General features: G+C 73.9%; 14 protein-coding genes. 7 read left to right on the top strand and 7 right to left on the bottom strand.

Translation table 11 applies throughout. The annotated features are described in order from the left end of the window. Positions 1–89: 89 nt before the first annotated feature. From Q0994_RS31285 to Q0994_RS31265, 5 genes are all read right to left on the bottom strand, one after another. Entirely contained in the window at positions 90–656 is a 567-nt protein-coding gene (locus tag Q0994_RS31285) for a DUF6643 family protein (RefSeq protein ID WP_299541553.1), read from the bottom strand. Between the two features lie 332 nt (positions 657–988). Then, on the bottom strand, positions 989–3,913 hold the full coding sequence (locus Q0994_RS31280; protein WP_299541551.1) for an AAA family ATPase: 2,925 nt from the start codon (positions 3,911–3,913) through the stop codon (positions 989–991). Positions 3,914–4,001: 88 nt separating this feature from the next. Next, positions 4,002–4,220 carry a hypothetical protein gene (locus tag Q0994_RS31275; RefSeq protein WP_299541549.1) on the bottom strand — a complete coding sequence of 73 codons (219 nt, stop codon included), beginning with the start codon at positions 4,218–4,220 and terminating at the stop codon, positions 4,002–4,004. 98 nt (positions 4,221–4,318) lie between these two features. Then, the gene (locus Q0994_RS31270) at positions 4,319–7,417 is read right to left on the bottom strand and encodes a type 2 lanthipeptide synthetase LanM family protein (protein ID WP_299541547.1); all 3,099 of its coding nucleotides are present in this window, start codon (positions 7,415–7,417) and stop codon (positions 4,319–4,321) included. 234 nt (positions 7,418–7,651) lie between these two features. Then, complete coding sequence (locus tag Q0994_RS31265) at positions 7,652–8,392, bottom strand: peptidase E (RefSeq protein ID WP_299541545.1); 741 nt, start codon at positions 8,390–8,392, stop codon at positions 7,652–7,654. Positions 8,393–8,684: 292 nt separating this feature from the next. On the opposite strand from Q0994_RS31265, the gene Q0994_RS31260 reads away from it, so the two are divergent. Then, entirely contained in the window at positions 8,685–9,668 is a 984-nt protein-coding gene (locus tag Q0994_RS31260) for a helix-turn-helix domain-containing protein (protein WP_299541543.1), read from the top strand. Positions 9,669–9,731: 63 nt separating this feature from the next. On the opposite strand, the gene Q0994_RS31255 is transcribed toward Q0994_RS31260, so the two are convergent. After that, positions 9,732–18,560: a non-ribosomal peptide synthetase gene (locus Q0994_RS31255; protein WP_299541541.1), complete on the bottom strand. Its 8,829-nt coding sequence runs from the start codon at positions 18,558–18,560 to the stop codon at positions 9,732–9,734. A gap of 411 nt (positions 18,561–18,971) precedes the next feature. Here Q0994_RS31255 and Q0994_RS31250 point away from each other — a divergent pair, with 411 nt between their 5' ends. From Q0994_RS31250 to sbnB, 6 genes are all read left to right on the top strand, one after another. After that, on the top strand, positions 18,972–19,442 hold the full coding sequence (locus Q0994_RS31250) for a cobalamin B12-binding domain-containing protein (RefSeq protein ID WP_299541539.1): 471 nt from the start codon (positions 18,972–18,974) through the stop codon (positions 19,440–19,442). Further along, positions 19,429–20,712 carry a methylaspartate mutase gene (locus Q0994_RS31245; RefSeq protein WP_299541537.1) on the top strand — a complete coding sequence of 428 codons (1,284 nt, stop codon included), beginning with the start codon at positions 19,429–19,431 and terminating at the stop codon, positions 20,710–20,712. The genes Q0994_RS31250 and Q0994_RS31245 overlap by 14 nt, the downstream gene beginning before the upstream one ends. Positions 20,713–20,786: 74 nt before the next feature. Continuing rightward, positions 20,787–21,803 (top strand): asparagine synthetase A, encoded by a 1,017-nt coding sequence (locus Q0994_RS31240; RefSeq protein WP_299541535.1) that lies wholly within the window; start codon positions 20,787–20,789, stop codon positions 21,801–21,803. Beyond that, complete coding sequence (locus tag Q0994_RS31235) at positions 21,800–23,026, top strand: glutamate synthase-related protein (RefSeq protein ID WP_299541533.1); 1,227 nt, start codon at positions 21,800–21,802, stop codon at positions 23,024–23,026. Before Q0994_RS31240 ends, Q0994_RS31235 begins: the two co-directional genes overlap by 4 nt. Further along, positions 23,023–23,970 (top strand): 2,3-diaminopropionate biosynthesis protein SbnA, encoded by a 948-nt coding sequence (sbnA, locus tag Q0994_RS31230; RefSeq protein ID WP_299541531.1) that lies wholly within the window; start codon positions 23,023–23,025, stop codon positions 23,968–23,970. The genes Q0994_RS31235 and sbnA overlap by 4 nt, the downstream gene beginning before the upstream one ends. A gap of 54 nt (positions 23,971–24,024) precedes the next feature. Beyond that, positions 24,025–25,032, top strand: coding sequence for a 2,3-diaminopropionate biosynthesis protein SbnB (gene sbnB / locus Q0994_RS31225; RefSeq protein ID WP_299541529.1), 1,008 nt, complete (start codon positions 24,025–24,027; stop codon positions 25,030–25,032). A 461-nt stretch (positions 25,033–25,493) separates the two neighbouring features. Here the strand turns inward: sbnB and Q0994_RS31220 are convergent. Beyond that, positions 25,494–26,817, bottom strand: a 1,324-nt coding sequence (locus Q0994_RS31220) for an alpha/beta fold hydrolase (protein WP_299541527.1), incomplete at its 5' end; no start/stop codon positions are given.

The following is a 26,817-nucleotide window of genomic DNA, read 5'->3' as shown; positions in this document are numbered from 1 at the left end:
GTGTCCATTTTGTCAGCCCGTCCCACGGCCTTCCGCGCGGGTGCCCCGGTCCTCCCGGCCGGACCCCCGCGCGGCGCGTGCGCGAGGGTTCAGTAGCCGCGCCCCTGGTAGGGGCTGTCGTACGGGTCCTCGTACGGGGACGGGGCGGGCGCCGGGCGCGGTGACGCCGGACGCATCGCCTCGTAGCCGGTGGCCGGCGCGGGCCGGGCCGGCTGGGGCTGCGGGTAGCCGCGGGCGGGCTGCGGCTGCTGCGGGAACCCGCGGGGCGGCGTCTGCTGCTGCGGGTACCCGCGGGCCGGCTGCTGCTGGTACCCGCGGCCCTGCGGCTGCTGGGGTATGTACGGCGCAGGGGCGTGCTGCAGATGTGCCGGCTGCATCGGCGCGGGCTGCAGGGGGGCTTGCGGCTGGTACGGCTGAGCCATGGGCTGCTGGTAGCCGTAGGAACCGGTCGGCTGGGAAGGGGCCGCGGGCAGAGCCGGCAGTGCCGACGGGAGCGCCGGCAGGTAGCTGTTGCCGGACTCGTAGGCGGCAGGCACTCGGATCGGCGCGATCTGAGGCGTGCCCCGCTCCGCGACCAGGGAGTCGTAGATCGGAGTGTCGGGGAACGACGTGGCGGCGTAGTAGCCGCTGCCGTAGCTGGAGCGGGGGGAGGTCATGGCACCTAAGTTAAGCCCACGATGTGCCGGTTGGGGAGCCCGAAAAGACGGTTGTTTCACCGGTTGTGGGCCAGCTGTGTTCATCAATGCGAGCGAACTTGTCAAAATGGGGCAGCCGGGGGCGTTGTGATCGTGTAAAAAGCCGGTTTCGCGGCGGGTTGCCGACGGGGTGCGGGGGACGCGGACACGCCACTGCCGACGGCTCGCACGGGGGCCGCCGGGTTCCTGGTGGGGCCTCGCACCCCGACCGCCCCGGGAACACCCGGGGCCGGCCGGCCCGTGGGTTCGCCCGTGCGGGAGCCCGGTCCGCGGAGTCCGTGGCGGCAGGGTCCCTACGTCTCGCGCCACGGCCGCGCCAGCCGGACCGACCGGGCGCACAGGTCCGCTCGGCTCGCCGCACCCGTCTTGTTCATCAGGCCGGCGATGTGTTTCTCGACGGTGCGGGGCGAGATGAACAGCCGGTCGGCGATGTCCTTGTTGCTCAGCCGGTCGGCGAGGAGCAGGAACGCCTCGTACTCGCGCACGGTGATGCCGAGGGTCCGCAACTCCTCGGGGATGCCGTCCGTGCCGCTGCGGTGCTGGTGCACCGGGGCTCCCATCCGCCGCAGGGCGGCCCGGCAGGCGTTCGTGACGGCGGGCACCCGGTTCTCGTGGAAGTGGTGTTCGGCCCGCCTCAGCCAGGCGACCGGCTCTCCCCAGCCGTCCTCGTGAGCGGATTCCGCGACCAGCCGCAGACCCAGATGCAGGGCCGCGGGGTACACGGCGGCATCGCGCAGCGCGGTCCCGATGCGTTCGGTCGCCCGTTCGCCCTTCCCTTCCCTGCCGAGCACGACCGCCTCCGCGAGCGTGACGAACTGGCGGTTCCAGCGCATCCCCCCGACCGCCGTGGCGGCGACCGCCTGCTGCCGGGCGCGGCCCGCGTCGCCCGCCAGGACGTCCAGCAGCAGTCCGACGCCGTGCGTGCCGCTGAGGTGGTAGGTGCTGGGATTGTGCCCCTCCAGTGCCGACACCGCCCTCAGTTCGGCCCTGGCCAGATCCCGGTCCTCCTCCATGAGGGCGCAGAAGGCGCGGGCCATGCCCAGGGTGAGCGGCTCCTCCTGCGAGCCCGCGCCCTCCCACTCGGCGAACTCGTCGAGGGCCGTCCGCATGGCCTGCCGGTCGCCCTGGTGCGCCTCCAGCGAGGCCAGTGACATCAGGAGGTACCGGACGGCGGGGGCCAGCCCGAGCCGGCGCACGATCGTCAGCGTCTCGGTCGCCGCCTCCCTCGTCTCCTCGCGCCCGCCCCGCATCACGCCGTCCAGGACGAGGATGCCGTCGACGGTGTGCACGATGTTGATCGAACCCAGCCGCAGGGCCTCCTCCCGGGCCGCCAGCAGTCCGGCGGTGTCGCCTTCGGCCAGCCAGTCGTTGCCGCCGATCCGTGTGGCCGCGTACATCCGCCGCAGCGGAAGCTGATGCCGTTCGGCCGTCGTCAGGGCCTTCTGGAGCATGGCCCGGGACTCGTCGGGGTCCCGCTCGCGGGCTACGGTCGCCAGGAGCTCCCACGCCTGGCAGGCGACCGACGGCAGCGCGTGGCGCTCGGCGGCCTCGGCCGCCGAGCGGGCGAGCTTCTCCGCGTGCTGGGTGCGGTCCGAACCCGGGGTGTCCAGTGCCAGATAGGCGGCGGTCACGTCGACGGAAGCCGACGCCGCGCCGTCCGGGCTGGTCCCCAGCACCTCGCGGGCGCGGTCGATCTGCCGGTTCCCGTCGCCCCAGCGTCCCGCCGTGTGCGCCACCTTGGCCAGCCGGGTGTGCAGGACCGCCAGACGGGACGCGCCGAGCCCGGCGCTGTCCAGGGCGTGCAGGTGCTCCACCAGCTCGAAGGCCCGGTGGAAGTCGCCGGACTCCGCCAGCGCGGGCAGCAGGTGCTCCAGCGCGCCGGCCCGTTCCTGCGGGTCGCCCGCGCGGGCCAGCAGGGCTTCGGCCTGGTTGAGCAGGGTCACCGCCGAGCCGAGCGCGCCCGCCGCCAGGGCCCGGCGGCCCGCCTCCGTGAACAGTTTCCCGGCCTCCGCGTCCTCGCCCGCCTCGGAGCGCAGCCCCGCCGCGAGCGCGCACCACTCGCCGGGCAGCAGCGGGTGCAGCTTCTCCACCGCCTCCGCGCCCCGGCGGGCCAGGTCCGCGCGCTGGCCGGGCGTCAGCTGGGTGAACAGGGCCTCCACCGTCGGGGAGTGACGGAACGAGTACCAGTCCGGAGCGGGCTCGTCCGGTACCACGAGGCGGGCGGCGACACCGGCGTGCAGATGGCTGAGGAGTGCCCGGTCGTCGATGCCCGTCATCCTCTGGAGCACGGTGAGCGGGAACCGTCTGCCGAGTACGGCGGCCGCGGACAGCAGCGTCAGGCCCTCCGCCCCGAGCCGCTCGATGCGGCGGAGAATGCCCCGTGCCAGGGCGGAGGAGACGTCGCCGCGCGGGTCGCCGACCGTCCGCCAGCCGTCGAGCGCCTGCACCAGGGTGCCCGCGCCGATCATCGACTGGAGGAGTTCCTCGACCAGGTAGGGGCTGCCGGCGGAACCCTCCCACAGCCGCTCGAGCACCGCCGCGGGCACGTCGTCGGGCGTGGTGCCCAGCTGACCCGCGACCAGTTCGCCGACCTCGGGGCGGGTCAGCGGGGACAGTTCGACGAGCGAGGCCGCACCCCGCCGGCGGGCCGACTGCGCCAGATCCAGGGCGTCGCTGAAGTCGGTACGGACGGTGGCGAGCAGCAGGACCGGGCTGTACTCCAGATTGTCGACGAGGTATTCGAGGACGCCCAGCGTCTCGGGGTCCGCGTCGTGCAGGTCCTCCAGCACCAGGAGCCGGCCCCGGCCGTGGTCGGTGGCCATGAGCAGGCGCAGCACGGCTTCGCCCAGGATGACCATCGAACTGCTGTCGCCGGCCCCGGTGTTCCAGTCCGGGATGAGCCGACCGAGTACCGGTCGGTACGGTCCCAGGGGGAGTTCGTCCAGCGGTTCGCCGGTCCGGAACAGCGACATCAGCGCCTCGGTCAGCGGCCGGAAGGGCACTGCGGGGCCGGTGGTGCTGCTGCGTCCTCGCAGCACGCCCATTCCGGCCCCGAGTGCGCTCCCCACGGCTTCGGCCGCCAGCCGCGACTTGCCGACGCCGGCCTCGCCCACCAGGAAGACGACACCACCACGCCCGTGCCGGGCGTCGGCCAACGCCTGGTCGAGCAGCCCCAGTTGGGCATCCCGGCCGATGAGGGAAGGTGCTTGGAACCGCATGAACTCGAAGCATAATCGGAATATCTGGAACCGTAGAGTGCGTCCCGGCTTTCCTGCTGCCCGGATCGTCCGGACCGCGGCGGGGAGGCTACTGGGGCGCGGACACCGAGGTGTCGATCGAACTCAGCGTGATCACGATGCCGCTGGTGAGGACCATCCCGGCCAGAACGCGGGCACGGGCGCAGGCGCGGTTGCGGCCCGAGAGGGTGATGCCGCCCGCGGCGTCCTGCTCGGTGGCGGACGGCGCGGGGGAGGGGGCGGCGTCGGCGGCGGAGACGGAAGAGGCACCGCTGATGTGCTGGTTCATGGGGGTTCTCCTTCGGGAGGAAGCGCACGGATGAAGAAAGACGCGGAACGGAAGAGGACGCGAAGGCGTCGAGGCGGAGACCCGGGAGGACTCCGGGCTCACTGGTGGGCCGGTGAGCCCGGACAGGAGTGTTCGAGCAGGAGTGCGGACGGCACCCGGCCGGGAGCGTGCAGCCGGAGCAACCCGTAGCCGATGCCGGCCAGGCCGGTCAGCAATCCGGGCGAAGGCACCTGGTCGGGGGTGGCGCAGCGGTGCTGCTGCGCCTCGACGGTCGCCAGTACCCGCCCGGTGGCGTGCGTGAGAGCGGCACGGGCGGCGGTGTCGCCCCGGCGTGCCAGGACGGAGAGGGCCTCCAGGGCGCCGAACGCGCCGCGGCCCGCGCTGAGGTCGGTGCCGTCGCCGAGGTCGGCCAGCCGGCCGGCGAGCCCTTCGCCCCCCGTGAGGTGCGCGGCGGCGGCGACACCGGGCAGACCAGTGGTCCAGGACATGTCGTGCGCCGCGGCCTCGGGTGCGGTGCCCGCCGGGCGCAGCAGTCCGCCCGCCACCTCCGGATGTCCCTTCCCGTCGGCCCGTCCCGCCGCGTGCCGCCGCAATGCCCAGCCGATCCCCGCCGCGCCCTCGGCGAAACCCGGGGTGCCGCCGCCCTTCGCGGCCGCGGGGGCCAGGGCGTCCGCCACCGCGTCGGCGAGGTCCCGGGAGCGGCGGGAGCCCGTCGCCTCGTGCGCGGCGACCGCGGAGGCCAGGGCGCCGGCGACACCGTCGGAGAATCCCGGGTCGGAGCAGGCCGTGACGGCGTGCTCGAGTGCGGTCAGCGCGTCCGGCAGCGAGTCGGAGAGGTCGGCGTCGAGGAGGTCCGACAGCCGCACCAAGCCGTACAGGATGCCGCCGATCCCGTCGTACGCCCCCGGTCCCACGGCGGCGCACAGCTCCGGGTCGGCCGCCAGCGACTTCAGCAGGGCCGGCAGCGGCCGTACGGCTTCGTGGGCGAGCGCGGTGTACCGCCCGGCACCTGCCAGCAGTCCGGCCTGGGCCAGGAAGAGCGCCACCCCGGTGTACCCCTGGGCGAGTCCGGCGCCCATGGGCAGGACGGACCAGTGCCCGCCCGGCAGGCGTTCCAGGCCGAGCCAGTTGGCCCGCCCGCCGGACCGCACGGCCCGGGCGGCGATCTCGTCCGCGATCCCGCAGGCCGCGGCGAGCAGCCGGGACGCAGTCGGCACCACCGGGGGCATCGGCGGGGGCACCAGTTCGGAGCGCGGCCGCGGCAGCGGAGAGTCCGCCCCCCGTGCGGCCAGCGCGGCGGAGACGATCCATTCCTGGTTCCGGCAGTCGACCTCGTCCATCCGGGCGATCTTGGCGCGGACCGCCTCCAGACCCGGTTCGGGCAGCAGGTCCGCGACCCAGGTCCCGTCGGCGGTCCGCACCCCGGTGCCGGACGGTCGGTGGACGAACAGGGGAATGTCTCCGCGCCACAGGTCCCGGGTCTCGTGCTCCACCAGCCGGGCGCGCGCCGGATCGTGCGCCGACTCGGTCCACAGCACCGCGAACGCGGCGTCCCGGGCGAGCGCGTCGCCGAGCAGCGCGGGATGGCTGGACTCCTCCAGCAGGGTCGCGTACAAGCGGGTGGAGCGGACGATCAGCCGTGCTGTGCTCTCCGCGTGCCGCCCCAACAGGCCACCGGGAGCGATGAGTTCGTCGCCGTTCTCCCGGATCGCGGCGTACGTGGTGCGGAAGCCGTCGAGCAGCGCGGCGCGGTGGTCGGCACCCCGGAGACGGTGGCCCCCGGGCAGCGGCTGGTTCTGGGCGGCCGGGCTGGTCACCGGCCCCCGGACGCAGCGCATGGTGTCCAGTCCGCTGTCCTCCCAGCGCAGGCCCTCGCTCGGGTACGTTCCGCCCTCCGCCCGGCCCAGCGCGGAGATGTCCAGCGCGCCGTGCTCACCGATCAGCAGGTGCGGCAGCAGGCAGGTCCGGTGGACGGACGCCTGGAGGGCTTCGGCGGCCGGGTCGGCCCCCACCGTGGCGGCCTGCGGAAGTCCGGTGTGCAGCAGGGTCTCGGCGTCCACCAGTACCGGCTGGTCGCCGGCGGCGATGAGGTTCTCGTAGTGCATGTCGGCGCCGTCCACGGCGTAGAGCAGGGCCAGCAGCGCGCCCTGGCGCCGGTAGAAGGCGTCCGCCTCGGTCACCGAGTCGCACCAGCGGTGCTCGACGAACTCCAGCCAGCCGTGTCGGGGGCGCCGCACCGTGCGCGGGGTGCGCAGTTCCAGCCCTTCGACGCGTCCGGTGAGCCAGCGGGTCAGATCGTCCAGGAGGGCGTGCTGCCCGAGGGGACGCGGCTTGTACACCGCCCGTGAGCCGTCCGCGAACCGCAGCACCGCCACCGCGCGGCCGCCGTGATGGGCGTCGCCGCGGCCCAGTTCGACGCGGGTGAGCGGGCCCGGGTCGCGTCCTTCGAGAAGGACCGCCACCAGTTCCTCGCGGTCGGCGTGCAGGCGCAGGCCCAGCTCGGCGGCGGCCTCCGCCGCGTCCAGCGCCGTCTCGCCCAGCATCCGCGCCAGCACCGGATACGTGGTGAACAGCGCCCGCAGACCCTCGGCGCTGCCGGCGGCGGCGAGGAAGGAGGCGAAGCGGTCGCGCGGTGTCACGCCCGGGAGCCGGCCGGCCCGCCGGGCGCCGTCCAGCTCGCGGACGAGCGTGCGGGCCGCCAGCAGGGCCAGACGCCGCAGCAGCCACTGCTCGAACGAGGTGCGCAGGACGTCCCGTTCGGCTGCCGGAACCGGTGCCAGCATCCGGTCGAGGGACGCGGAGGCCGGCACCACCATCGGAGCCACGACCGACGTGAACTCCTCCGGCCCGGTGACGGCGCCGTGCGGCGCAGGAGGTGCCGTGTGGACGGCGCGGGCCAGGGCCTCTTCGGTGTAACCGGCCCAGCGCGGGGCGGCGGCGCGGCGGGCCAGGTCCTGCGGTCTCTCGTCGGCGAGGGCCCGCAGAGCGGACGCGTCGAGACCCAGGTGGGACAGCCGTGCCGCGAAACCGTCCGTGTCTCCGACGGCCCACGGGGAGTGGCCGGCCGTGACGGTCGTGGACGACGCCGCGGAAGGCCCGGGAGCGGCGACGCGCTCGGCGAGTGAGAGCGCGGGGGCCCACCAGGCGAGCGGCAGGTGCGCGCTCCGGGGCGTCGTGGGTGCGGCTGATTCGGTCACAGGACGAACGTCCCAGAGTCCGCGCCGTTGCGTATGGGGGTGCGTCCCCCATATTCTCCGGCGGCGCCCGTCCAGGGATGGGGACGGACCGGCCGGACCTCTGTGCGGGAAGCCGTCGTCCCACGTGACGCGCGGCGGACCCGCAGGCCGGACCGGGCGCCGGACGCCCGGCCGTGCGTGGGCCGGTGGGGGCTGCGGACCGGCGGTCCGTCCCGGCACCGGCGACCGGCCGGGTCAGTCACCGCTCCGCGGCAGCAGGCGCGGCTCCAGCCGCTCCTCGTGGGCCCGGCCGCCCTCGCGCGACACCACGTACGCGCCCTTGCCCGCCGACTCCGTGACCGCCTCCACGAGACGGGTGCCGTGATAGACGAGACCCACCCCGTCGTCCGTGCAGTGTGCCGTCGGCAGGGTGCCGTCGGCGACCAGCCGGTGGATGATCGGACGCCGGCCCGGGTCGGAGTCGTAGTGGACGCCGTTCCCGTAGGGCAGGAAGCCGAGCGCGTCGACCACCGGCCGCAGTTCCGGGCCGTACGAATCGGTGGCGCCGCCCTCGAACCAGCAGATCGATCCGGCGCTCACCCCGCTCAGCACCACCCCCCTCCGCCAGGCGCGCCGCAGCACCGCGTCCAGGCCGTGAACCCTCCACACCGCCAGCAGGTTGGCCACCGAACCGCCCATGACCCACACCACGTCGTGGTCGAGGACCGTGCCCTCCACGTCCTCGACGCTCGGCATCGGGAACAGGTGCAGCGGCGTCAGATCGAAGCCGGCCACCCTGGCCGCCTCGTGCATCCGCGCGGTGACGTGCTCCGCGTCCCCCACCGCCGTGCCCAGGTACAGGATGCGTGGACGGCGTCCGTGCGCCCCGGAGAGGTCGACCGCGTGGTGGACCAGGGAGTCGAACAGCACCCGCGCGCGGGCACCGGCGCGATGCCCTCCGGAGGTGGCGAGGACGGTCGGCTGGGAAGCGGGCATGCGCGCGATCGTAGCCCCTGGCGCGATCGGCCCCGGACCGCCCGTCACCGAAGACCGCCCCGCGTGCCCGGACGGCGGCCGGCGGTCGCGCGGGGTGCTTGCCGCCGCATGCGGCGGCGCGGCCGGCCACAACTTGGGTGTTCGGCCCGCATCCGCCGCCGTCCGGCCTCCCCTCTACTGGAATCCGGCCGACCGGACCGTCGGCCCGCGACCGCGCCGCCCTCGGCGGAGCGCCGCACGACTCGTGACCGACAGGTGCCGTACAACCGGACAACAGGAGTGAGTGAAGGACATGCGGACCCCTCTGGACATCGACTCCGTCTCACGGAGCGTCTATCTCGCCATGGTCGACCTGCCCGGCGCCGGGATCACGGAGTTGGCGCAGCAGCTGAAAGAGGCCGAAGAGACGGTCCGGCAGGGACTGGAGCGGCTTTCCGCCCTCCTGCTCGTGGTCCCCGGCGACACCGCCACCGGGTGGCGGCCCGTCGACCTGGAACTGGGCCTGGCGGCGATACTCGCCCGTCAGCAGGCAGAACTCGCCCGCCACCGGCTGCAGGTGGAGGACAGCCGTCTGGAGGTGACCCGGTTGCTGACCGAGCACGGCCGGGGCAGCATGCCGGGTGTCGAGTGGCTGGCCGGCGCGGACGCCGTGTGGCGGCGCGTGGCCGAGCTCGCCGAAGGATGCGAGCAGGAGTGGCTGACCGTGGGTCCCACCGAACGCCTCGCCGTCGCCGCCCGGTCCGCCCGGCCCGTCGAGGACATCCTGCGCCGTCGCGGCACCGCCGCCCGCACCATCGTCCTGGAGAGCGTGCGCAACGACCCCGAGGCGATGGACCGGGTACGGGGAAGCGGCGACAGCATCGGATCGATCCGTACGCTGCCGTCGCTGCCCGCGTGGATGATCCTCTGCGACCGCACCCACGCGGTGGTCCCGGTCGCCGGCGCCCAGTCCGTCGTCGGCGCCATGGTGTGCTGCGTCGATTCCGTCACCGAGGCCTTCGCCGCCCTGTTCGCACGCCTGTGGAAAGAGGCACTGCCGCTCACCGAGGCGCGCCCGCGCACCCGTGGAGGTCTCAGCCTGCAGGAGCAGCACGTGCTGCGTCTGTGGGCCCAGGGTCTCACCGACGCCGCGGCCGCCCGCCGCATGGACGTCTCGCTGCGCACCGTGCGCCGGCTCTCCGAGAAGCTGACCGACCGCTTCGGCGCCCAGAGCCGGTTCCAGCTCGGCGCCCTGGCCATCGCGCAGGGCGGCATCCTCGTCGAGGACGTGGCCTGATCCGCCCCGCGCCGGTGCGCCCCCGCCGCGTACGTCCGACGTACGCGGCGGGGGCGCACCGTCTCATCCCGCGTGGGCGAACTGCGCGTCGATCGCCGCCATCATCAGGTCCGAGACGGCCTGCGCCAGTCCGGCGGGGGTGGGGTGGTCGAAGACCGTCCGCACGGGGACGTCCACCCGCAACGCCTTCCGCAGCCTCGACGCGACCTGCGTCGCGAGCAGTGAATGCCCGCCGAGCTGGAAGAAGTTGTCGTCGACGCCGACGCGCTCCACCCCCAGGAGATCCGACCAGACGGCCGTGATGTGGCGCTCCACGGCGTTGCGCGGTGCCGTGTACGACGTCCCGAGGGCCGGGCGCCGGCCGTCGGGGACCGGCAGCGCCGCCCGGTCCACCTTGCCGTTGGCGGTCAGCGGCAGCCGCTCCAGCACCACGAACGCGGCCGGGACCATGTGGTCGGGAAGGAAACCCCCCAGGTGCGCGTGCAGTTCCGCGACGCTCGGAGCGTCCGGTCCCGCGGCCACCAGGTAGGCGACCAGCCGCTTGTCGCCCGGCACGTCCTCGCGGACGACCACCGTGACCTCGCCGACGCCGGGGTGGGTGATCAGGTTGGCCTCGATCTCCCCCGGTTCGATCCGGTTCCCGCGGATCTTGACCTGCTCGTCGATCCTGCGCAGGAACTCCAGCTGCCCGTCCGGCCGCCACCGGACCAGGTCGCCGGTGCGGTAGACCCGGCAGGCCGTCTCCCCGGCCGCGAACTCGACGAACCGCTCCCGCGTCAGGTCCGGGCGCTCCCGGTAGCCCCGGGCCACCTGCACCCCGCCGACCAGGAGTTCACCGGGGACGCCCACCGGCAGCGGAGTGCCGTGCTGGTCCACCACGAAGCACCGGTTGTTGGCGAAGGGCCGGCCGATCGGCGGGACGGTCTCCCCGGGCACGCACACGGTGGAGGTGACGACGACCGTGGTCTCCGTCGGCCCGTAGTTGTTGACCACGCGGAACGGCAGCCGGGCGTGCGGCGGCATGCGCAGCCGGTCGCCGCCGGTCAGCACGTAGTCCAGGGGGCTGTCGGGCCCCCATTCGAGCGCAGCCAGCGCCTCCAACATCGGCGTGGACAGGAAGGTGGCGTGGATGCGCCGCTCGTTCAGCCAGTCCCGCAGGAGCTGCGGAGCGAGCCGGACCGACTCGGTGGTGGTGCAGCAGGTCGCGCCCCGGGTGAGGCCGAGCCACAGTTCCCACGCGGCCGCGTCGAATCCGACCCCGGCGAGCAGCGCGATGCGCTGCCCGGCCCCCAGACCGTAGGTGTCCGCCGTCCAGTGGGTCAGGTTGACCAGGCTGTGGTGCTCGACCTCCACCCCCTTGGGACGGCCGGTGGAGCCGCTGGTGTAGATGAGGTAGGCCAGGTCGTGGGCGGTGGCCGCGGGCTCCGGGTCGGTGACCGGCTCGCCGGCCAGCGGGCCCCCCTCGGCGTCGCACGCGTCGAGCAGCAGCAGCGGGATGCCGGGCGGGAGGCGGTCCGCGTGCGCGGAATGGGTCAGGACGACCGGGGTCCGGGTGTCCTCCACCATGTACGCCAGCCGCTCGGCGGGATACTCCGGGTCCATCGGCACGTACGCCGCGCCAGACTTCAGCACCGCCAGCTCCGCCGTCACCAGGTCGGTCCCGCGCCCCAGGCACACCGCCACCGGCATGTCCGGCCGCGCGCCGTACCGGCCGCGCAGGTGGTGGGCGATCCGGTTGGCCCGCGCGTTCAGCTCCGCGTACGTCAGGGAGGCGTCCGGGGTCTCGACCGCCACGGCGTCCGGCTGCCGGGCGGCCCACTCCTCGAACAGGCCGTGCAGGGTGGCCGTTCCGGGGTGGGCGGCGGCGGTGTCGTTCCACTCGACGAGCGTGGTGCGCCGCTCCTGTTCGGTGAGCATGCACAGCTGCGACAGCCGTGCCGCGGGGGAGCCGGCGACCGTTTCCAGCAGGATGCCCAGGTGGCCGGCGAGACGTGCGACGGTCTCCCGCTCGAAGAGGTCGGTGCGGTACTCCAGAGCACCGCTCAGACCGCCGTCCGGGCCTTCGGACATCATCAGACTCAGGTCGAACTTCGCGTCCGGCAGTGCCACCGCGAACGGCTCCACCTCCAGCCCCGGCAGGCTCCAGGCATGGTCGTCCGGCGTGTTCTGCAGCACGAACAGGGTCTGGAACAGCGGATTGCGCGACGGGTCACGGTCCGGTGCCAGCTCCTCCACCAGGCGTTCGAAGGGCAGGTCCTGGTGGTCGTACGCGCCGAGCGCGGTGTCCTTGACCCGGTCCAGCAGCTCACCGAAGTCCGGGTCGCCGGACAGGTCGGTGCGCATGACCAGTGTGTTGACGAAGAAGCCGATCAGATCCTCGGTCTCGGCCCGGTTGCGTCCGGCGATGGGGCTGCCGACCGCGATGTCGTCCTGCCTGCTGTACTTGGCCAGAAGGACCTGGAAGACGGCCAGCAGCACCATGTAGAGGCTCGCGCCGTTGGCGGTGGCCGTCGTCCGCAGCCGCGCGGCGACCCCGGCCGGCACGTCGAACCGGACGGTGGAGCCGCCGCGGGGCGGACCCGCCGGACGGCGGTGGTCGGTCGGCAGCTCCAGGGGTTCCGCCCCGGTCAGCCGGTCCCGCCAGTACGCCAGCTGCTCCCCGGACTCCTCCCCGGCCAGCCGCTCCCGCTGCCAGACGGAGAAGTCCGCGTACTGCACCGGGAGTCCGGGCAGCCCGCTCGGCTCCGCACCCGAGACGGCCGCCCGATACCCCTCGCGCAGCTCCCGCGCCATGACGCCCTCCGACCAGCCGTCGGCGACGATGTGGTGCACCGTCAGCAGCACGGTCGCCTCGTCGTCGGCGAGCCGCACCACATGGGCGCGCAGCAGCGGACCCGTCGCCAGGTCGAACGGACGGGCGGCCTGGTCTTCCACGAACCGCAGCGCCGCCGAGCGCCGTTCCTGCGGACCGGGGAGGCCGCGGAGGTCGTGGACGGTCGCCCGTACGGGGGCCGGCGGGTCGATGACCTGTCCCGGCTCACCGTCCTGGGCGACGAACCGGGTCCGCAGGACCTCGTGCCGGGCGACCATGCCGGTGAGCGCCGAGTCCAGCGCCGTCACGTCCAGCGCACCCCGGACCCGCAGCGCGAACGGCACGACGTACTCGGCGCGTCCCGGCTCCAGCTGGTCGAGGAACCAGAGCCGCTGCTGGGCCGGGCTCAGGGGCAGCGGCCCCCCGGTCCGCTCGGCAGGTGTGATGCGCGCCGCGTCGCCCGTGCCGAGTTCCTCGACACGCGCCGCGAGAGCGGCGACCGTCGGTGAGGAGAACAGGGTCCGTACCGGCACCTCCACACCGAGGGCCGCGCGCAGACGCGAGGTGACCTGGGTGGCCAGCAGTGAATGGCCGCCCAGTTCGAAGAAGTTGTCGTCGACACCGGTCACGTCGGTGCCCAGCACCTGCGACCAGGCCGCGGCCACCGCGCACTCGGCGGGGGTGCGCGGCGCGCGCCCCGCCGCGGACGAGCGGGGCTCCGGCGCCGGCAGCACCCGCCGGTCGACCTTGCCGTTCGGGGTGAGCGGCAGCCTTTCCAGCATCACGAACGCCGACGGCACCATGGAGGCGGGCAGGTCCCGGGCCAGCCGGGCCCGCAGTCCCTCGGCGGTGGGCGCCCGCTCCGCCGGGACGACGTAGGCCACCAGCCGCTTGTCGCCGGGGACGTCCTCGCGGACCACGACGGTGGCGGCGGCGACGTCGGGGCCGGCCAGCAGCACCGACTCGATCTCGCCCGGTTCGATGCGGTGGCCGCGCAGCTTCACCTGGTCGTCGAGGCGTCCGAGGAACTCCAGCTGCCCGTCGGGCAGCCAGCGCACCCGGTCGCCCGTGCGGTAGATCCGCCGGGGTGTGCCGTCGACGTCCACCGTCACGAAACGTTCGGCCGTCTGCTGCGGAAGCCCCTGGTAGCCCCGGGCCAACCCGGCTCCGCCGACCAGGAGTTCACCGGGAACCCCGATCGGTACCGGACGGTCGTGCCGGTCCACCACGTGGACGACGGTGTTGCGGACCGGGCGTCCGATCGGCGGCACCGCTACGCCGGGCACCACCTCGGCGGAGGTCGTGACCACCGTCGACTCGGTCGGTCCGTAGTTGTTGACGACGCGGAACGGCAGCCGCAGCCCGGCCGGGAGACGCAGGGCGTCCCCGCCGGTGAGGACGTGGGCCAGAGAGGTCGGCTCCGACCAGTCGAGCGCGGCCAGCGCCTCCAGCATGGGCGTCGACAGGAACGTGCCGTCCACCCGCCGTGCCGCCAGCCAGTGCTGGAGCAACTCGGGGGCGCGCCGCACGGTCTCGTCCGGCACGCACACCGTGGCGCCGGCCGCCAGGGCGGGCCACAGCTCCCAGGCCGCGGCGTCGAAGCCCAGACCGGCGAGGTGCGCGACCCGGCGGCCGGGTGCCGCACCAAAACTCTCCACCGTCCAGCGGATCAGGTTGACCACACCGCGGTGTTCGATCTGCACCCCCTTGGGGCGCCCGGTGGACCCGCTGGTGTAGATCAGGTAGGCGAGATCGTCCGGAGCGGCGGCTGGCTCCGGATCGTCCGCCGGGAACTCCTGGAGGCGGAGCCGGTCCAGGTCGGTGCGGAAGCGGCCGGGCGCCCCGGGCAGCCGGGCCTCGTGCGCGGTGTCCGTCACCAGGTGCACCGCCCCGGCGTCCTCGATCATGAAAGCGAGCCGGTCGGCCGGGTGCTCCGGGTCGAGGGGCAGATACGCGGCCCCCGACTTCAGCACGGCGAGCAGCGCGGTGATCTGGGCGGGCCCGCGGTCCAGGCAGACGGCGACCACCCGGCCGGGCCGGGCGCCGACGGTCCGCAGGTGCCGGGCGAGCCGGTTGGCCCGCTCGTTCAGCTCCCGGTAGGTCAGCTCCCCGGCCCCGGAGCTCACGGCCACCGCGTCGGGCAGGTGGGCCGCGCGCTCCTCGACGAGCCGGTGCGCCGTCGTGGGAGCGTCCTCGGCGAGCGAAGCCGTGCCCGACCACTCGGTCAGCACCCGCCGGCGCTCGGCCCCGGCCAGCAGCTCCAGTTCGGACAGCCGCCGGTCCCCGCCCACGACCGCAGCCTCCAGCAGCGTGGTGAAGTGGCCGGCCATCCGCGCCGCGGTGGCGCGCTCGAACAGGTCCACGGCGAACACGAGACTGCCGGCGAGTGACCCGTCGGTCTGCTCGGTCAGGAAGAGCGTCAGGTCGAACTTGGCCTCCTCCGTCCGCACCGCGAACGGTTCGACCCGCAGGCCGGGCAGCGCCCAGGAGTTGTGGTCCGGCGTGTTCTGCAGCACGAACATGGTCTGGAACAGCGGGGTGCGCGACAGGTCCCGCTCGGGGGCGAGCTCCTCCACCAGGCGTTCGAAGGGCAGGTCCTGGTGGTCGTACGCGCCGAGCGCGGTGTCCTTGACCCGGTCCAGCAGCTCGGCGAAGAGCGGATCGCCCGACAGGTCGGTGCGCATGACCAGTGTGTTGACGAAGAAGCCGATCAGGTCCTCGGTCTCGGCGCGCCCGCGGCCCGCGACGGGACTGCCGACGGCGACGTCCTCCTGCCCGGCGTACTTCGACACGAGCAGCTGGAACACCGCCAGCAGCGACATGAACAGGCTCGCGCCCCGCCCCGCCGCCAGCCGCCGCGCCGCCTCGGTGACCTCGGCGGGTACGGTGAAGGAGACCGCGTCGCCGCGCCCCGACCGCTCCGCCGGGCGCCGGCGGTCCACCGGCAGCTCCACCGGCCGCAGCCCGGCGAGCCGGTCGCGCCAGTACGCCGCCTGCCCCTCCAGCGCCGCCCCGCCCAGCGCGTCGCGCTGCCAGACGGCGAAGTCCGCGTACTGCAACGTCATCGGAGCGAGGGCGGCTTCGCGGCCCGCCACCGCCGCCCCGTAGAGCTCGCGCACCTCCCTGGCCAGCACGCCTTCCGACCAGCCGTCGGAGACGATGTGGTGCACCGCGACGAGCAGCAGCCACTCCTCCTCGGCCACGCGCACCGCGACAGCCCGCAGCGGCGGGCCCGCGGCCAGGTCGAAGGGCCGGCCCGCGGCCTCGCGCAGGATACGGAGCGCCGCGGCCTCGTCTGACCCCCGGGAGTCGTGGGTGTCCACGAGGACCTGGCTCGGGCCGTCGACGACCTGGACCGGACGCCCCGCGCCGTCCGCGACGAACCGGGTCCGCAGGATCTCGTGCCGCGCCACCAGAGCCGTCAGCGCCGTGCCGAAGGCGCCGGGGGAGAAGCTGCCGGTGACGCGCAGCCCGACCGGGATCGTGTACTGCGACCGGCCCGGCTCCAACTGGTCGAGGAACCACAGACGCTGCTGGGCGAAGGACAGCGGGGGCGGACCCGCCGACCGGTCGGCGCGCGGCATCGGCGCGTCCGTGCCCGGTTCGAGCGCGTCGACGGCCGCCGCCAGCAGTGCCGGCGTCGGCGCCTCGAACAGGGTGCGGTGGGACACGTCCACGCCCAGGTCCCGGCGCAGCCGGGAAGCGACCCGCGCGGCCAGCAGCGAGTGCCCGCCCAGCTCGAAGAAGTCGTCGTCGGCGCCCACCGGGTCCACACCCAGCACCTCGGACCAGACGCCCGCGACCGCCGCCTGCGTCGGTGTGCCGGGCGCCCTGTACGCCACGGCCAGCTCGGGCCGGTCGCCCCGGGGAGCCGGCAGCGCCTTGCGGTCCACCTTGCCGTTCGGCGTCAGCGGGACGCTCTCCAGCTCGACGTACCGGGCCGGCACCATGTGCTCCGGCAGACTCGCGGCCAGCGCCCGCCGAAGCTCGGCCGCCGACGGCAGGGTTCCGCCCGACGGCACCAGGTACGCCACCAGCCGGCGGTCACCGGGGACGTCCTCGCGTACCTGCACGGTCGCTGCCGCGACACCGGGGCGGGCGAGCAGCGCGTTCTCGATCTCACCCAGTTCCACCCGGTGGCCCCGCAGCTTGACCTGGTCGTCGATCCGGCCCAGGTAGACCAGCCGCCCGTCCGGAAGCCACTTCACCAGGTCCCCGGTCCGGTACACCCGGGCGTCCGGATCGGCCGAGAACGGGTGCGGGACGAACCGCTCCGCCGTGAGAGCGGGCCGTCCCAGGTAACCGAGGGCCACGTTCACCCCCCCGATCAGCAGCTCACCCGGCACACCCACCGGCTGCACCTCGCCGTGCGCACCGACCACGTACACCTCGGTGTTGTCGATCGCGCGGCCCATCGGCACGTGGTCCGCCGCGGGGTCCACCGAGACCGTGCGGCTCACCACGTTGCCCACGGTCGCCTCGGTCGGCCCGTACTCGTTGACCACGGCCGTGTCGGCCGCGCCGCTGACCAGGACCCGGTGGGTCAGCGCCGGCGTCAGGTCCTCGCCGCCCGCCACCACCGTCGCGACGGCGTGCCGCAGCCCCTCCCGTTCCAGCCGGGCGGTCAGCAGCTCCAGGTGCGACGGGGTCGCCTTGAGGAAGCTGATCCGCGCACCGCCGGCCACGATCTCCACCGCCGCGTCGAACACGGTCCGTCCCGGCCCCGGGCTCGGCACCACCAGCCGCAGGCCCTGCACCAGCGGCAGGAACAGGGCGGTGACGGTCAGGTCGAACGCGGCCGACGAGCACAGCAACGAGCCGATCCCGGCACCGGGCGCGGGCGGGTAGTTGCGGTCGCACCAGTGCAAGTAGTTGACGACACCCCGGTGGGCGACCCGGACGCCCTTGGGGCGGCCCGTGGAACCGGAGGTGTAGATGACGTAGGCGAGATCGGCCGCGTCCGCAGCCACCGCCGGGGCGGAGCCGTCGCCGGCCGGCCACGCGAGGTCGGTCAGCAGCAGTTCCGGGCCCGCCTCGAACAGCCCCGCGTGCGCGGACTGCGTCACCACCACGGGCGCCGCACTGTCGCCGACCATGTACCGCAGCCGTTCGGCCGGGTACGACGGGTCCAGCGGCACGTACGCCGCGCCCGACTTGAGAACACCGAGCAGCGCACACACCAGATCGGGGCCATGGTCCAGGCACACCGCGACCAGGGCCCCGCGGCCCACCCCACGCTCGTGCAGGTGGTGTGCCAGACGGTTCGCCCGCTCGTCGAGTTCGCGGTAGGTCAGCAGACGCCCGTCGTGCTCCAGGGCGATCCCGTCCGGCTGGAGCGCGACCCGCTCCTCGATCAGGCGGTGGACGGTCGAGGTGTCCGGAAAGGCCGACCGGGGGCCGTTCCATTCGACGAGGATGCGCTCGCGCTCCGGCGCCGTCAGCATCTCCAGCGACGCAGTCCGTCCGGCCGGCCTCGCCGCGGCGGACCGCGCCAGCTCGCCGAAGTGGCCGGCCATGCGCTCCGCCGTGTCCCGTCGGAACAGGTCGGCGCGGTAGCCGAGCACACCGCTCAGCGCGGCACCGTCACGGGCGAACTCCACCGTGACCTGCGCCTCCGGCGGGAAGACGGCCGGCTCCCCGTCCGTCGAGCGCCACGCGAACCACGGGGAACCGGCCGGCACACGGCCCGCGTCTCCCAAGAACTCCGCACCTGTCAGGGGAGGGTGCGCCCGCAGGGCCGCCGCGAGGTGCGCCACGCCCTCCTCGAACGTCGGGTCGCCGTCCGGTCCCCGCACGGCGCGCACCGTTCCGTCGTCGCCGCGCACCACCACCGGGACGCCGCCGCGGCCACCGTGCCGCGCGAGCAGCGCGTGGAACACCGTCAGCAGGACCGACGACAGCTCGACGCCCCTCTCGCGCGCCAGCCCGGAGAGGGCCGCGGCCGTCGCGGCGGGCACCCGGAAGGGGACCCGGTCCGAAGGAACCGGCCCGTCCCCCGACGGACGCCGGTCCGCGGGCAGCTCCAGCGGCTCCGTGTCCGCCGGCGCCCGCCGCCACTCCTCCACCTGGTGATCAGCCACCGTTCACTCCCCATCGTCAGCACGTTGTCAGCGGTTCGAGCGGTTCGAGCGGTCGAGCAGCTCGCACGGGGCGGGCGGCCACGGCCTTCCGAAGGCGCCGAAGCGGCCGACGGAGACGGAACGACGTCCGCGGTGAGCACGCTAGGACGCGGAGGCCGGCGCCCCCAGTGGGCACAAGTGACGCCCCGGCCGGCTGGCCACAAGTGCCCAGTGCCGCGGCCGATCACGGCTGGCCACGATGGACGACGTCACCCGCCGCAAGCCCGCACCCCCCGAGCCGCTCTCCGTACAGCCCTCCGCACGTCCGTCGGACGTGGGGGGACGTGCCGGAGCGGGTCCGGGCGGCGCCGGCCCCCGGGTGAACGGCCCGATCACAGCGATCGCGGTCCCCCACGGAGAGGAAAGCCGGTCGTGCACCTGCGTCGCCAGCTCCCGGAGAGCCCGCCCCACGCGGTCCTGAGCACCATCCCCTCGGACTCGCACACCTGGAACCTGCTGTTCCTGCAGCTCCTGCTGGAGGAACAGGGATGGGAGGTCACCAATCTCGGTGCCTGTGTCCCGGTCGAGACCCTGGTCACCGAGTGCGCCGCCCGGCCCCCCGGCCTCATCGTCGTGAGCACCGTCAACGGCCACGGAGCCGAAGAGGCCCCGGCCCTGGCCCGTGCGGTGCGGGCCGAGCCCGCGCTGGCGCGCGTGCCGATGGTCATCGGCGGCAAGCTCGACACCCGGGGCTCCACCACCGCGGACACCCACCCCGCGTTCACCGAAGCCGGTTTCGACGCGGTCCTGACCGGGCCGAACGCCGTACCCGGCCTGCTCACCCTGCTCGATTCCCTGAGGCAGCACGGGCACGGAAGGGCCTACGCCGATGCCGTCGGCTGACCCCGCCCCGGGCGGCGCGTTCCACCGCTTCATGGACGCCGCCGCACGCTCCGGGACACTCGTCGTACAGCCCCGCATGGGGTTCGCGGACCCCGCCCTGATGCGGACCGGCCTGCTCGCCACCCGAGGCGCGGCCGCCACCACCGTCGGCACCCTCACCCTCGACAGTTTCACCCGCGTCGGCGACTACGCGGCCGCCGCCCGCGCCGCCGAACAGGGGCACCCGCTCAACGGCTACCCGCTGGTGAGCACGCCCCTGGCCACCACCACCGGCATGCTCGACGGCGTCCGGGGCGAGGACTTTCCCGTCCAGGTGCGGCACGGCTCCGCCCGGCCCGGACGCATCGTCGAGGCGTTGGTCCGCGCCGGCCTCGACGCCACCGAGGGCGGCCCCGTCTCCTACTGCCTGCCCTACGGCCGCACCCCGCTGGCCACCTCCGTCAGAGCGTGGCGCGAGGCGTGCCGCACCCTCGCCGCACTCCGTGCCACCGGCGTCGAACCGCACCTGGAGAGCTTCGGGGGCTGCATGCTGGGGCAGCTCTGCCCACCCTCGCTGCTCGTCGCGCTCTCCGTCCTGGAGGGCGTGTTCTTCCAGCAGCAGGGCCTGCGCAGCATCTCCCTCAGCTATGCGCAGCAGACCAGCGCCGCACAGGACGAGGAAGCCGTCCACGCCCTGCACGCCCTGGCCGCCGACCACCTCCCCGAGGCCTCCTGGCACGTCGTCGTCTACGCCTACATGGGCGTCTACCCGGAGACGGCGCCCGGCGCGACGGCCCTGGTGGCGGACGCCGCCCGGCTCGCCGTACGCACCGGAGCCGCCCGCCTCATCGTCAAGACCGCGGCCGAGGCCGCCCGAATCCCGTCGATCGCGGAGAACGTCACGGCGCTGGAGACGGCCGCCCGCGCCGGCCGCTCCGCGCGGCGCGCCGGGCCGCCGCCGGCCACCGGCGTCGAGGCGGAGGCGCGCTCCCTCGTCGAAGCCGTCCTCGGCCTGCACGACGACGTCGGACAGGCCCTCATCCGGGCCTTCGCCCGCGGCTACCTCGACGTCCCCTTCTGCCTGCACCCCGACAACGCGGGCCGCACCCGCAGCGTCGTCTCCGAGCAGGGCGGCCTGGAGTGGTCCCGCACCGGATCGCTGCCCCTGGGCCCGTCCACCACCCCCGTGCACCGCTCACGCCGCCTGACCTCGTCGGGACTGATGCACGCGCTCCACCACGTCAAGAACCGCTACGACGCGCCCGTCGGCCCGCTCCCACGAGCGGGCTGACCCCGCGGCCTCCCTCCCGCCACCCCGGCCCGCCCCGGGCCGGTGAACCCGTACGTCGACGGACAAGGACCGACATGACACTCCAGATCGACCTCCCCCCGGCGTTCGCCGCCGCTCCCACCCTGCCCTCCCCGCTGGAACACCTGCGCGACCCGCGGACCCGGGCCGCCCTGCGCGTCCAGCAGGCCCTGGTGGCGGGAGCCCGCGCCTTCCTGCGCGCCGACGACGCGGTGGAGATGTCCCACCCGATCATCGGTCCCGTGACCGACCCCGGCTCCCGCGGTGCCAAGCAGGTCGACGTCGACTACTACGGCCACCGCTACAAGCTGATGACCAGCGCCATCCTCTACAAGCAGGCGTCCCTGCTCGCGTACGACCGCATCTTCCTCGTCGCCCCCAACGTCCGCCTGGAGCCGGTGGAGACGAGCTCGACCCACCGCCACCTCTCCGAGTTCCGCCAGATCGACGTCGAATACGGGGGCGCCTCCCGCGACGACGCGATGGACATCGCCGAAGGGCTCGTCCGCCACGCCGTCACCACCGTCGCCGACGAGTGCGGCGCCGAACTCGCCGTCCTCGGACGCGATCCGGACGTCCTGCGCCGCTTCGTCGCCGCGCCGTTCGCCCGCGTCCCGCACGGCGAGGTCGTCGAACGCCTCCGCCGCGACGGCTACCCGCAGGCACTCGGCACGGAGATCGAGTGGGAGGCCGAGGAGCTCATCTCCCGCCGGGCCGACGCCCCGTTCTTCATCGTCGGCTACCCCAAGGGCTCGCGCGGCTTCTACGACAAGGAGAGTCCGGCCGAGCCCGGCACCCTGCTCAACTTCGACCTCATCGCCCCCGAGTCCTGCGGTGAACTGTGCAGCGGAAGCGAGCGCGAGAACGAGTACGCCACCCTGGTCACCCGCATGCGCGAGACCGGCGAGAACCCCTCCAAGTACGCCTGGTACCTCGACGTCGCCCGCCACGGAATCCCCCGCAGCGCGGGCTTCGGCATCGGCCTGGAACGCCTCACCCGCTGGGTCGCCGGCCTCGACTCCGTCTGGCAGGCCACGGCCTTCCCGAAGCTCGCGGGGGTCGTGTCGCCGTGACGTACCTGACCGCGCCCGGCCTGCCCGAGGCCGCCGTCCGCGCCCGTGCCCGCGACGGGGCCGCCGCCGTCTTCCCGCCGCTCGACAGCTACGGGACCACCGTGTTCGGCGCGGAAGCGGCCGGACCGGGCGACGAGATCGACGCCCTGCGCCTGGCCCCGCCCGTCTTCATGCCCGGCCGCCTGGCCGCACTCATCGACCTCGGCCGCGAACCCCTCTACTCCGACGTCCGCCTCACCACCGCGCTGGGCGGCTTCGACGCCCCGGTGCCCGTGTACGTGTCGGCCCTCGGCTCCACCCGTGTCGCCGGCACCAGCCTCGCCCTCAGCCGCCAGGCGGGACGCCTCGGCATCCCCATGGTCATCGGCGAGAACGTCGCTCCGATGAACGGTTTCCGCAGCAGCGGCGACGACCACCGCAAGGGACTGCTGGAGCGCATCCTGGCCTACTGCGAGGAGCTGCCCGACGGAGTCGGCGGCGTCTGCGTCCAGCAGAGCACCGAGGACGCCGACTCCGAGGTGTGGAACCACGTCTACAGCGACCCCGCCGTCTCCGGACTCCTCGCCTCCGGCCGCCTCGGCTTCGAGATGAAGGTCGGCCAGGGCGCCAAGCCCGGCCTCGGCGGCCTCACCATGATCAGCGAGACACGCGCCGACGACCTCGACGGGCAGTACGCCCTCGAACGCCTCACCCCCGACGGCGCATCGGTCCTGCGCTGCTCCAGCCCCGGCACCTTCACCGAGGAGATCTTCCGCCGGCAGATCCAGCTCATGCGCAACAACTACCCGCGCGCCCGCTGCTGGGTGAAGCTCTTCCCCGGCCGCGACGTCGGCCACGCCGCCGACATCGCCTGGGAGGCCGGCGCCCACGCCGTCACCGTCGACGGAGCCGAGGGCGGCACCGGCTGGGCCCCCACCGGCTTCCTCGGACACGTCGGACTTCCGCTGGCCGAGTGCCTGCGCAGGATCGACCCGGCCGGCCGGACCCTGCTCGCCAGCGGACGGGTCTGGGACGGCATCCGCGCCGTCAAACTCCTCGCCCTCGGAGCCGGAGCCGTAGGGCTCGGCCGGGCGGCCCTGGTGGCCGCCGACGAGGACCCGGACCACGGGCTGGAACGCCTGCTGGACGCGATGGCCCTGGAGATGCGCATGGCCGTCAGCGCCCTCGGCAGGTACGCGGCGGAGGAGACCGGACCCGAGGACCTGTGGAGGCCCGAGTCATGATCTGCGAGCACACCTACGAGCTCGTCACCGACGACCTCTTCGTCCGCCTGACCCGGGTGGCGCCGGGCGCCGAGGTCTTCCTCAAGATCGAGGGCCTCAACCCGGCCGGCTCCGTCAAGCTGAAGACGGCCCTCAGCCTCGTCGAGGACGCCGAGCACCGGGGCGTGCTCACCCCGGGCGCGCGCGTCATCGAGTCGTCCTCCGGCAACCTCGGGATAGCCCTGAGCTCCATCTGCGCCACCAAGGGATACCCCTTCACCTGCGTGGTCGACCCCAACACCAACGCCACCAGCATCGACCACATGCGCGCCCTCGGCGCCGAAGTCGTCGTCGTGGACACCGTGGACGCCAACGGCGGCTACCTCCAGTCCCGCATCACCCACATCCGGCGCCGGGTCGAGGCCGACCCCACCGTGGTCTGGCTCAACCAGTACGCCAACCCGGCCAACCCGCGCGCCCACTACGAACAGACCGCCCGCACCCTGCTCAAGGAACTCCAGCAGATCGACTACCTGTTCGTCGGAGCGGGCTCCACCGGCACGTTCGTCGGCTGCTCCCGCTACCTGCGCGAGTTCTCTCCCGGCACCCGGATCGTCGCCGTCGACGCCCTGGGCTCCATCATCTTCGGCGCGCCTCCGGGGCCCCGGCGCATCCCCGGTCTCGGAGCCAGCCGCATACCGGAACTGTTCGATCCCTCGCTCGCCGACGACGTCGTGCTCGTCGCGGAAGAGGACGCCGTCGAGGAGTGCCGACTGCTCGCCCGCACCCACGGCCTCCTGGTGGGCGGCTCCACCGGATCGGTTCTGGCCGCGATCCGCCAGTACGCCGACACGCTGCCCGCGGGCGCCCGCGTCGCCGCGATCTCACCCGACCTCGGCGAGCGCTACCTCGGCACGGTCTACAACGACGCGTGGGTGGGAGAGAACCTCGGTGTTCTCGCCTGACCACGGCACCGCACCCGCTGCCGCGCTCCTCCCGCCCTCGAAAGGGATACATCGATGTCGACTTTTCATGTGATCGACGGTGCCGTCGCCCAGGACGTCATCACCTCCGCGCCGTCCGAGATCCTGGAGATCGTGCGGGACACCTATCTCCAGCACAGCCGCGGTGCCACCGTGAACCCCGACAGCTACTTCCTGCGCTTCCCGGACAACCCCGCCGCCCGCATCATCGCCCTCCCCGCGCACCTCGGCGGCGAGGCCGCGGTCTCCGGCCTCAAGTGGATCGCCAGCTACCCCGAGAACGTGCGGCACAACCTGCCCCGCGCCTCCGCCGTCCTGCTCCTCAACGACGCGCACACCGGGTACCCGTTCGCCTGCCTCGAAGCCTCTCTCGTCAGCGCCGCCCGGACGGCGGCCTCGGCCGCGCTCGCGGTGGAGACCCTGGCCCCCGACGACGCCCCCCGCACGGTGCTCTTCGTCGGCGCCGGCATCATCGGCCGCACGGTCTCCGACTTCCTCGCGGCCCGCGGACTCGGTGTCCGGGAGTGCCTCGTCCACGACCATGTGGACGCTTACGCGGAGAAGTTCGCCGCCTACGCGTCCGACACCCACGGCTGGCGGGCGAGAGCCGTCACCGAGATCGACGAAGCCCTCGCCACCGCCGACCTCGTCGTCCTCGCCACCACCGCTCCGGCGCCCTGGCTGGCGGACGGCCAGACCCTGCCCTCGGGCCAGCTCATCCTGAACCTCTCCCTGCGCGACATCCACCCCACCGTCATGATCAAGTGTCACAACGTCCTGGACGACGTCGACCACTGCCTCAAGGCCCAGACCTCGCCCCACCTCACCGAGACGGAATACGGCCACCGCGACTTCATCGACGGCACCCTGGCCGACGTCCTGCGCGGCGAGGTCACCCTCGACCGTGACCGGCCGGTCATCTTCTCCCCGTTCGGTCTCGGTGTGCTGGACCTGGCCGTCGGCCGCCACATCTACCGGGCAGCCGTCGACAGCGGTCGCGCCACCGAAGTGCCCGGCTTCTTCCCGGAGCTGACCCGCTGGTGACCCGGCCACCGCACTGACCACCGCACGACGCCGCCCCTTCGCCCCGGTCCCGGTTCCCTCCGCAGCAGTCGGAGGGGCCGGGACCGGGGCTTTTCGACGGGTAGTACGGCAGGCGAGGGCGGACACCCGACCGCCGGCGCGGGTCCACCCGGACCCGCGTGTGAGGAGCCGCCCGTCGGGTTCGCCCGTACTCCGGTACGGAGCCGCCCGGACGTTCTCGTGTACGGGCGTGCGCGGGAGCAGCCCGGACGTTGTCGTGTGCGGGCCCGGGCCCTCGTGCGGGACGGCCCGAGGGAACGCCTCCGGCGCCGGGCGTTCCGACCGCGGGCCTCCGTCGCACACGCCGTGTGTGACGGAGGGGAACGCCCCGGCGCCGAGGGCAGGCCGTGCAGTTCCACGACGACGTGAAGCCGCCCCCCGCGCGTGCGGGGGGCGGCTTCCGGTGGAGGCCGCGAGGGCCGTCAGGCCGGCAGCAGCAGCTCCGGCCCGCGGTGGACGCCGACCGTCACGGACTCCCGTACGGCCGCGACCAGCAGGGACAGCTGTTCGTCCCCCTTCACCATCTCCATGTGCCGGCCGGGCACCGGGCGGAGTTCCAGGCCCATCGGGTAGAGGTCGCGCCAGTGCGCGAGGTACCGCGCCGGAGGCACCTCGTCCCCGCTGCCGTCCCGGACCGTGTCGCTGACGAACAGCGTCGCCGGGGCCGTCGAGCCCGAGGGACGGTAGGCGGCGAGCGAGCGCACCTCGGCCTCCAGCACCGCATAGGGCAACCACTCGTCGAGGGTGACCGCCTCCTCCTCGATGTTCATCTGCGGAGCCAGACGCTTCAACTCCCTTTCGATGGAGGCGCGTCGGGCCCCGGACTCGCCCTGGCCGCGCTGCCAGAGAGCGTTCACCCGGTGGTACACCTCCGCGTGCTGCTGGAACCGGGCCCGCTGGTCGTCCCCGGTCACCGCCGGTTCCAGCAGGAACAGGGCCGCCACCGACTGCGGGTCCCGTGCCCCCATGGCGTGCGCGATCACCGCGCCGGTCGACCACCCGAGGATGGTGCACGGGCCTTCCGGCCGCACCCGGCGGATCTCCCGCCAGTACCGGTCGGCGGTGGACTCGAAGCCGACGAGCGGCGCCTCGCCAGCGTTCAGCCCCGGCGCCTGAATGCCGTACACGGTGAACTCCCCGGCGAGGCGCTGCGCGAGGGCCCGGTACGGGTGCGTGCTCCCGCCGCCGGGGTGTACGCAGAACAGCGGGGGAAGCGCGGGGTCGGCCTCGGAGGAGAGCAGGACGACCAGGCCGCCGGCTCCGGCCTCCGGCACGTCCAGTACGGCCGACAGCCCCGCCACCGTCGGATGCCGCATGATCTGCTGGAGAGCGACGGGCAGCCCCGCCTCCCGGATCCGCGACGTCACCCGCACCGCGCTGATCGACTGTCCGCCGAGGGCGAAGAAGTTGTCGTGCACGCCCACCGTGTCCACTCCGAGCACGTCCGCCCAGATCGCCGCCAGTGTGCGTTCGGTGTCGGTGCGGGGGGCGGTGTAGGCGTTGGCGAGGTCGGGGCGGTGGGTGTCGGGTGCGGGGAGTGCTTTGGTGTCGACTTTGCCGTTGGGGGTGAGGGGGAGTTGGTCGAGGGTGATGTAGGTGCTCGGGATCATGTAGTGGGGGAGTTGCTGCTGGAGGTAGGTGCGTAGGGCGTCGTTGTCGAGGGGGGAGGTGGTGACGATGTAGGCGGTGAGGCGTTTGTCGCCGGGGGTGTCTTCGCGGGTGGTGACGGTGGTGGTGTGGATGTGG

This window comes from uncultured Streptomyces sp. (genome assembly GCF_947488945.1).
In the GTDB taxonomy this organism is placed as follows: Bacteria; Actinomycetota; Actinomycetes; order Streptomycetales; family Streptomycetaceae; genus Streptomyces.
The sequence above is the reverse complement of the archived record's forward strand: the minus strand, read 5'-3'. Positions and strand labels throughout refer to the sequence as shown.

Coding starts and splice junctions, on each gene's coding strand:
- Q0994_RS31265 (WP_299541545.1), bottom strand. CDS start 8,392: ATGCCCGCTTCCCAGCCGACCGTCCTCGCCACCTCCGGAGGGCATCGC.
- sbnB (WP_299541529.1), top strand. CDS start 24,025: ATGTCGACTTTTCATGTGATCGACGGTGCCGTCGCCCAGGACGTCATC.
- sbnA (WP_299541531.1), top strand. CDS start 23,023: ATGATCTGCGAGCACACCTACGAGCTCGTCACCGACGACCTCTTCGTC.
- Q0994_RS31245 (WP_299541537.1), top strand. CDS start 19,429: ATGCCGTCGGCTGACCCCGCCCCGGGCGGCGCGTTCCACCGCTTCATG.
- Q0994_RS31280 (WP_299541551.1), bottom strand. CDS start 3,913: ATGCGGTTCCAAGCACCTTCCCTCATCGGCCGGGATGCCCAACTGGGG.
- Q0994_RS31240 (WP_299541535.1), top strand. CDS start 20,787: ATGACACTCCAGATCGACCTCCCCCCGGCGTTCGCCGCCGCTCCCACC.
- Q0994_RS31275 (WP_299541549.1), bottom strand. CDS start 4,220: ATGAACCAGCACATCAGCGGTGCCTCTTCCGTCTCCGCCGCCGACGCC.
- Q0994_RS31260 (WP_299541543.1), top strand. CDS start 8,685: ATGCGGACCCCTCTGGACATCGACTCCGTCTCACGGAGCGTCTATCTC.
- Q0994_RS31285 (WP_299541553.1), bottom strand. CDS start 656: ATGACCTCCCCCCGCTCCAGCTACGGCAGCGGCTACTACGCCGCCACG.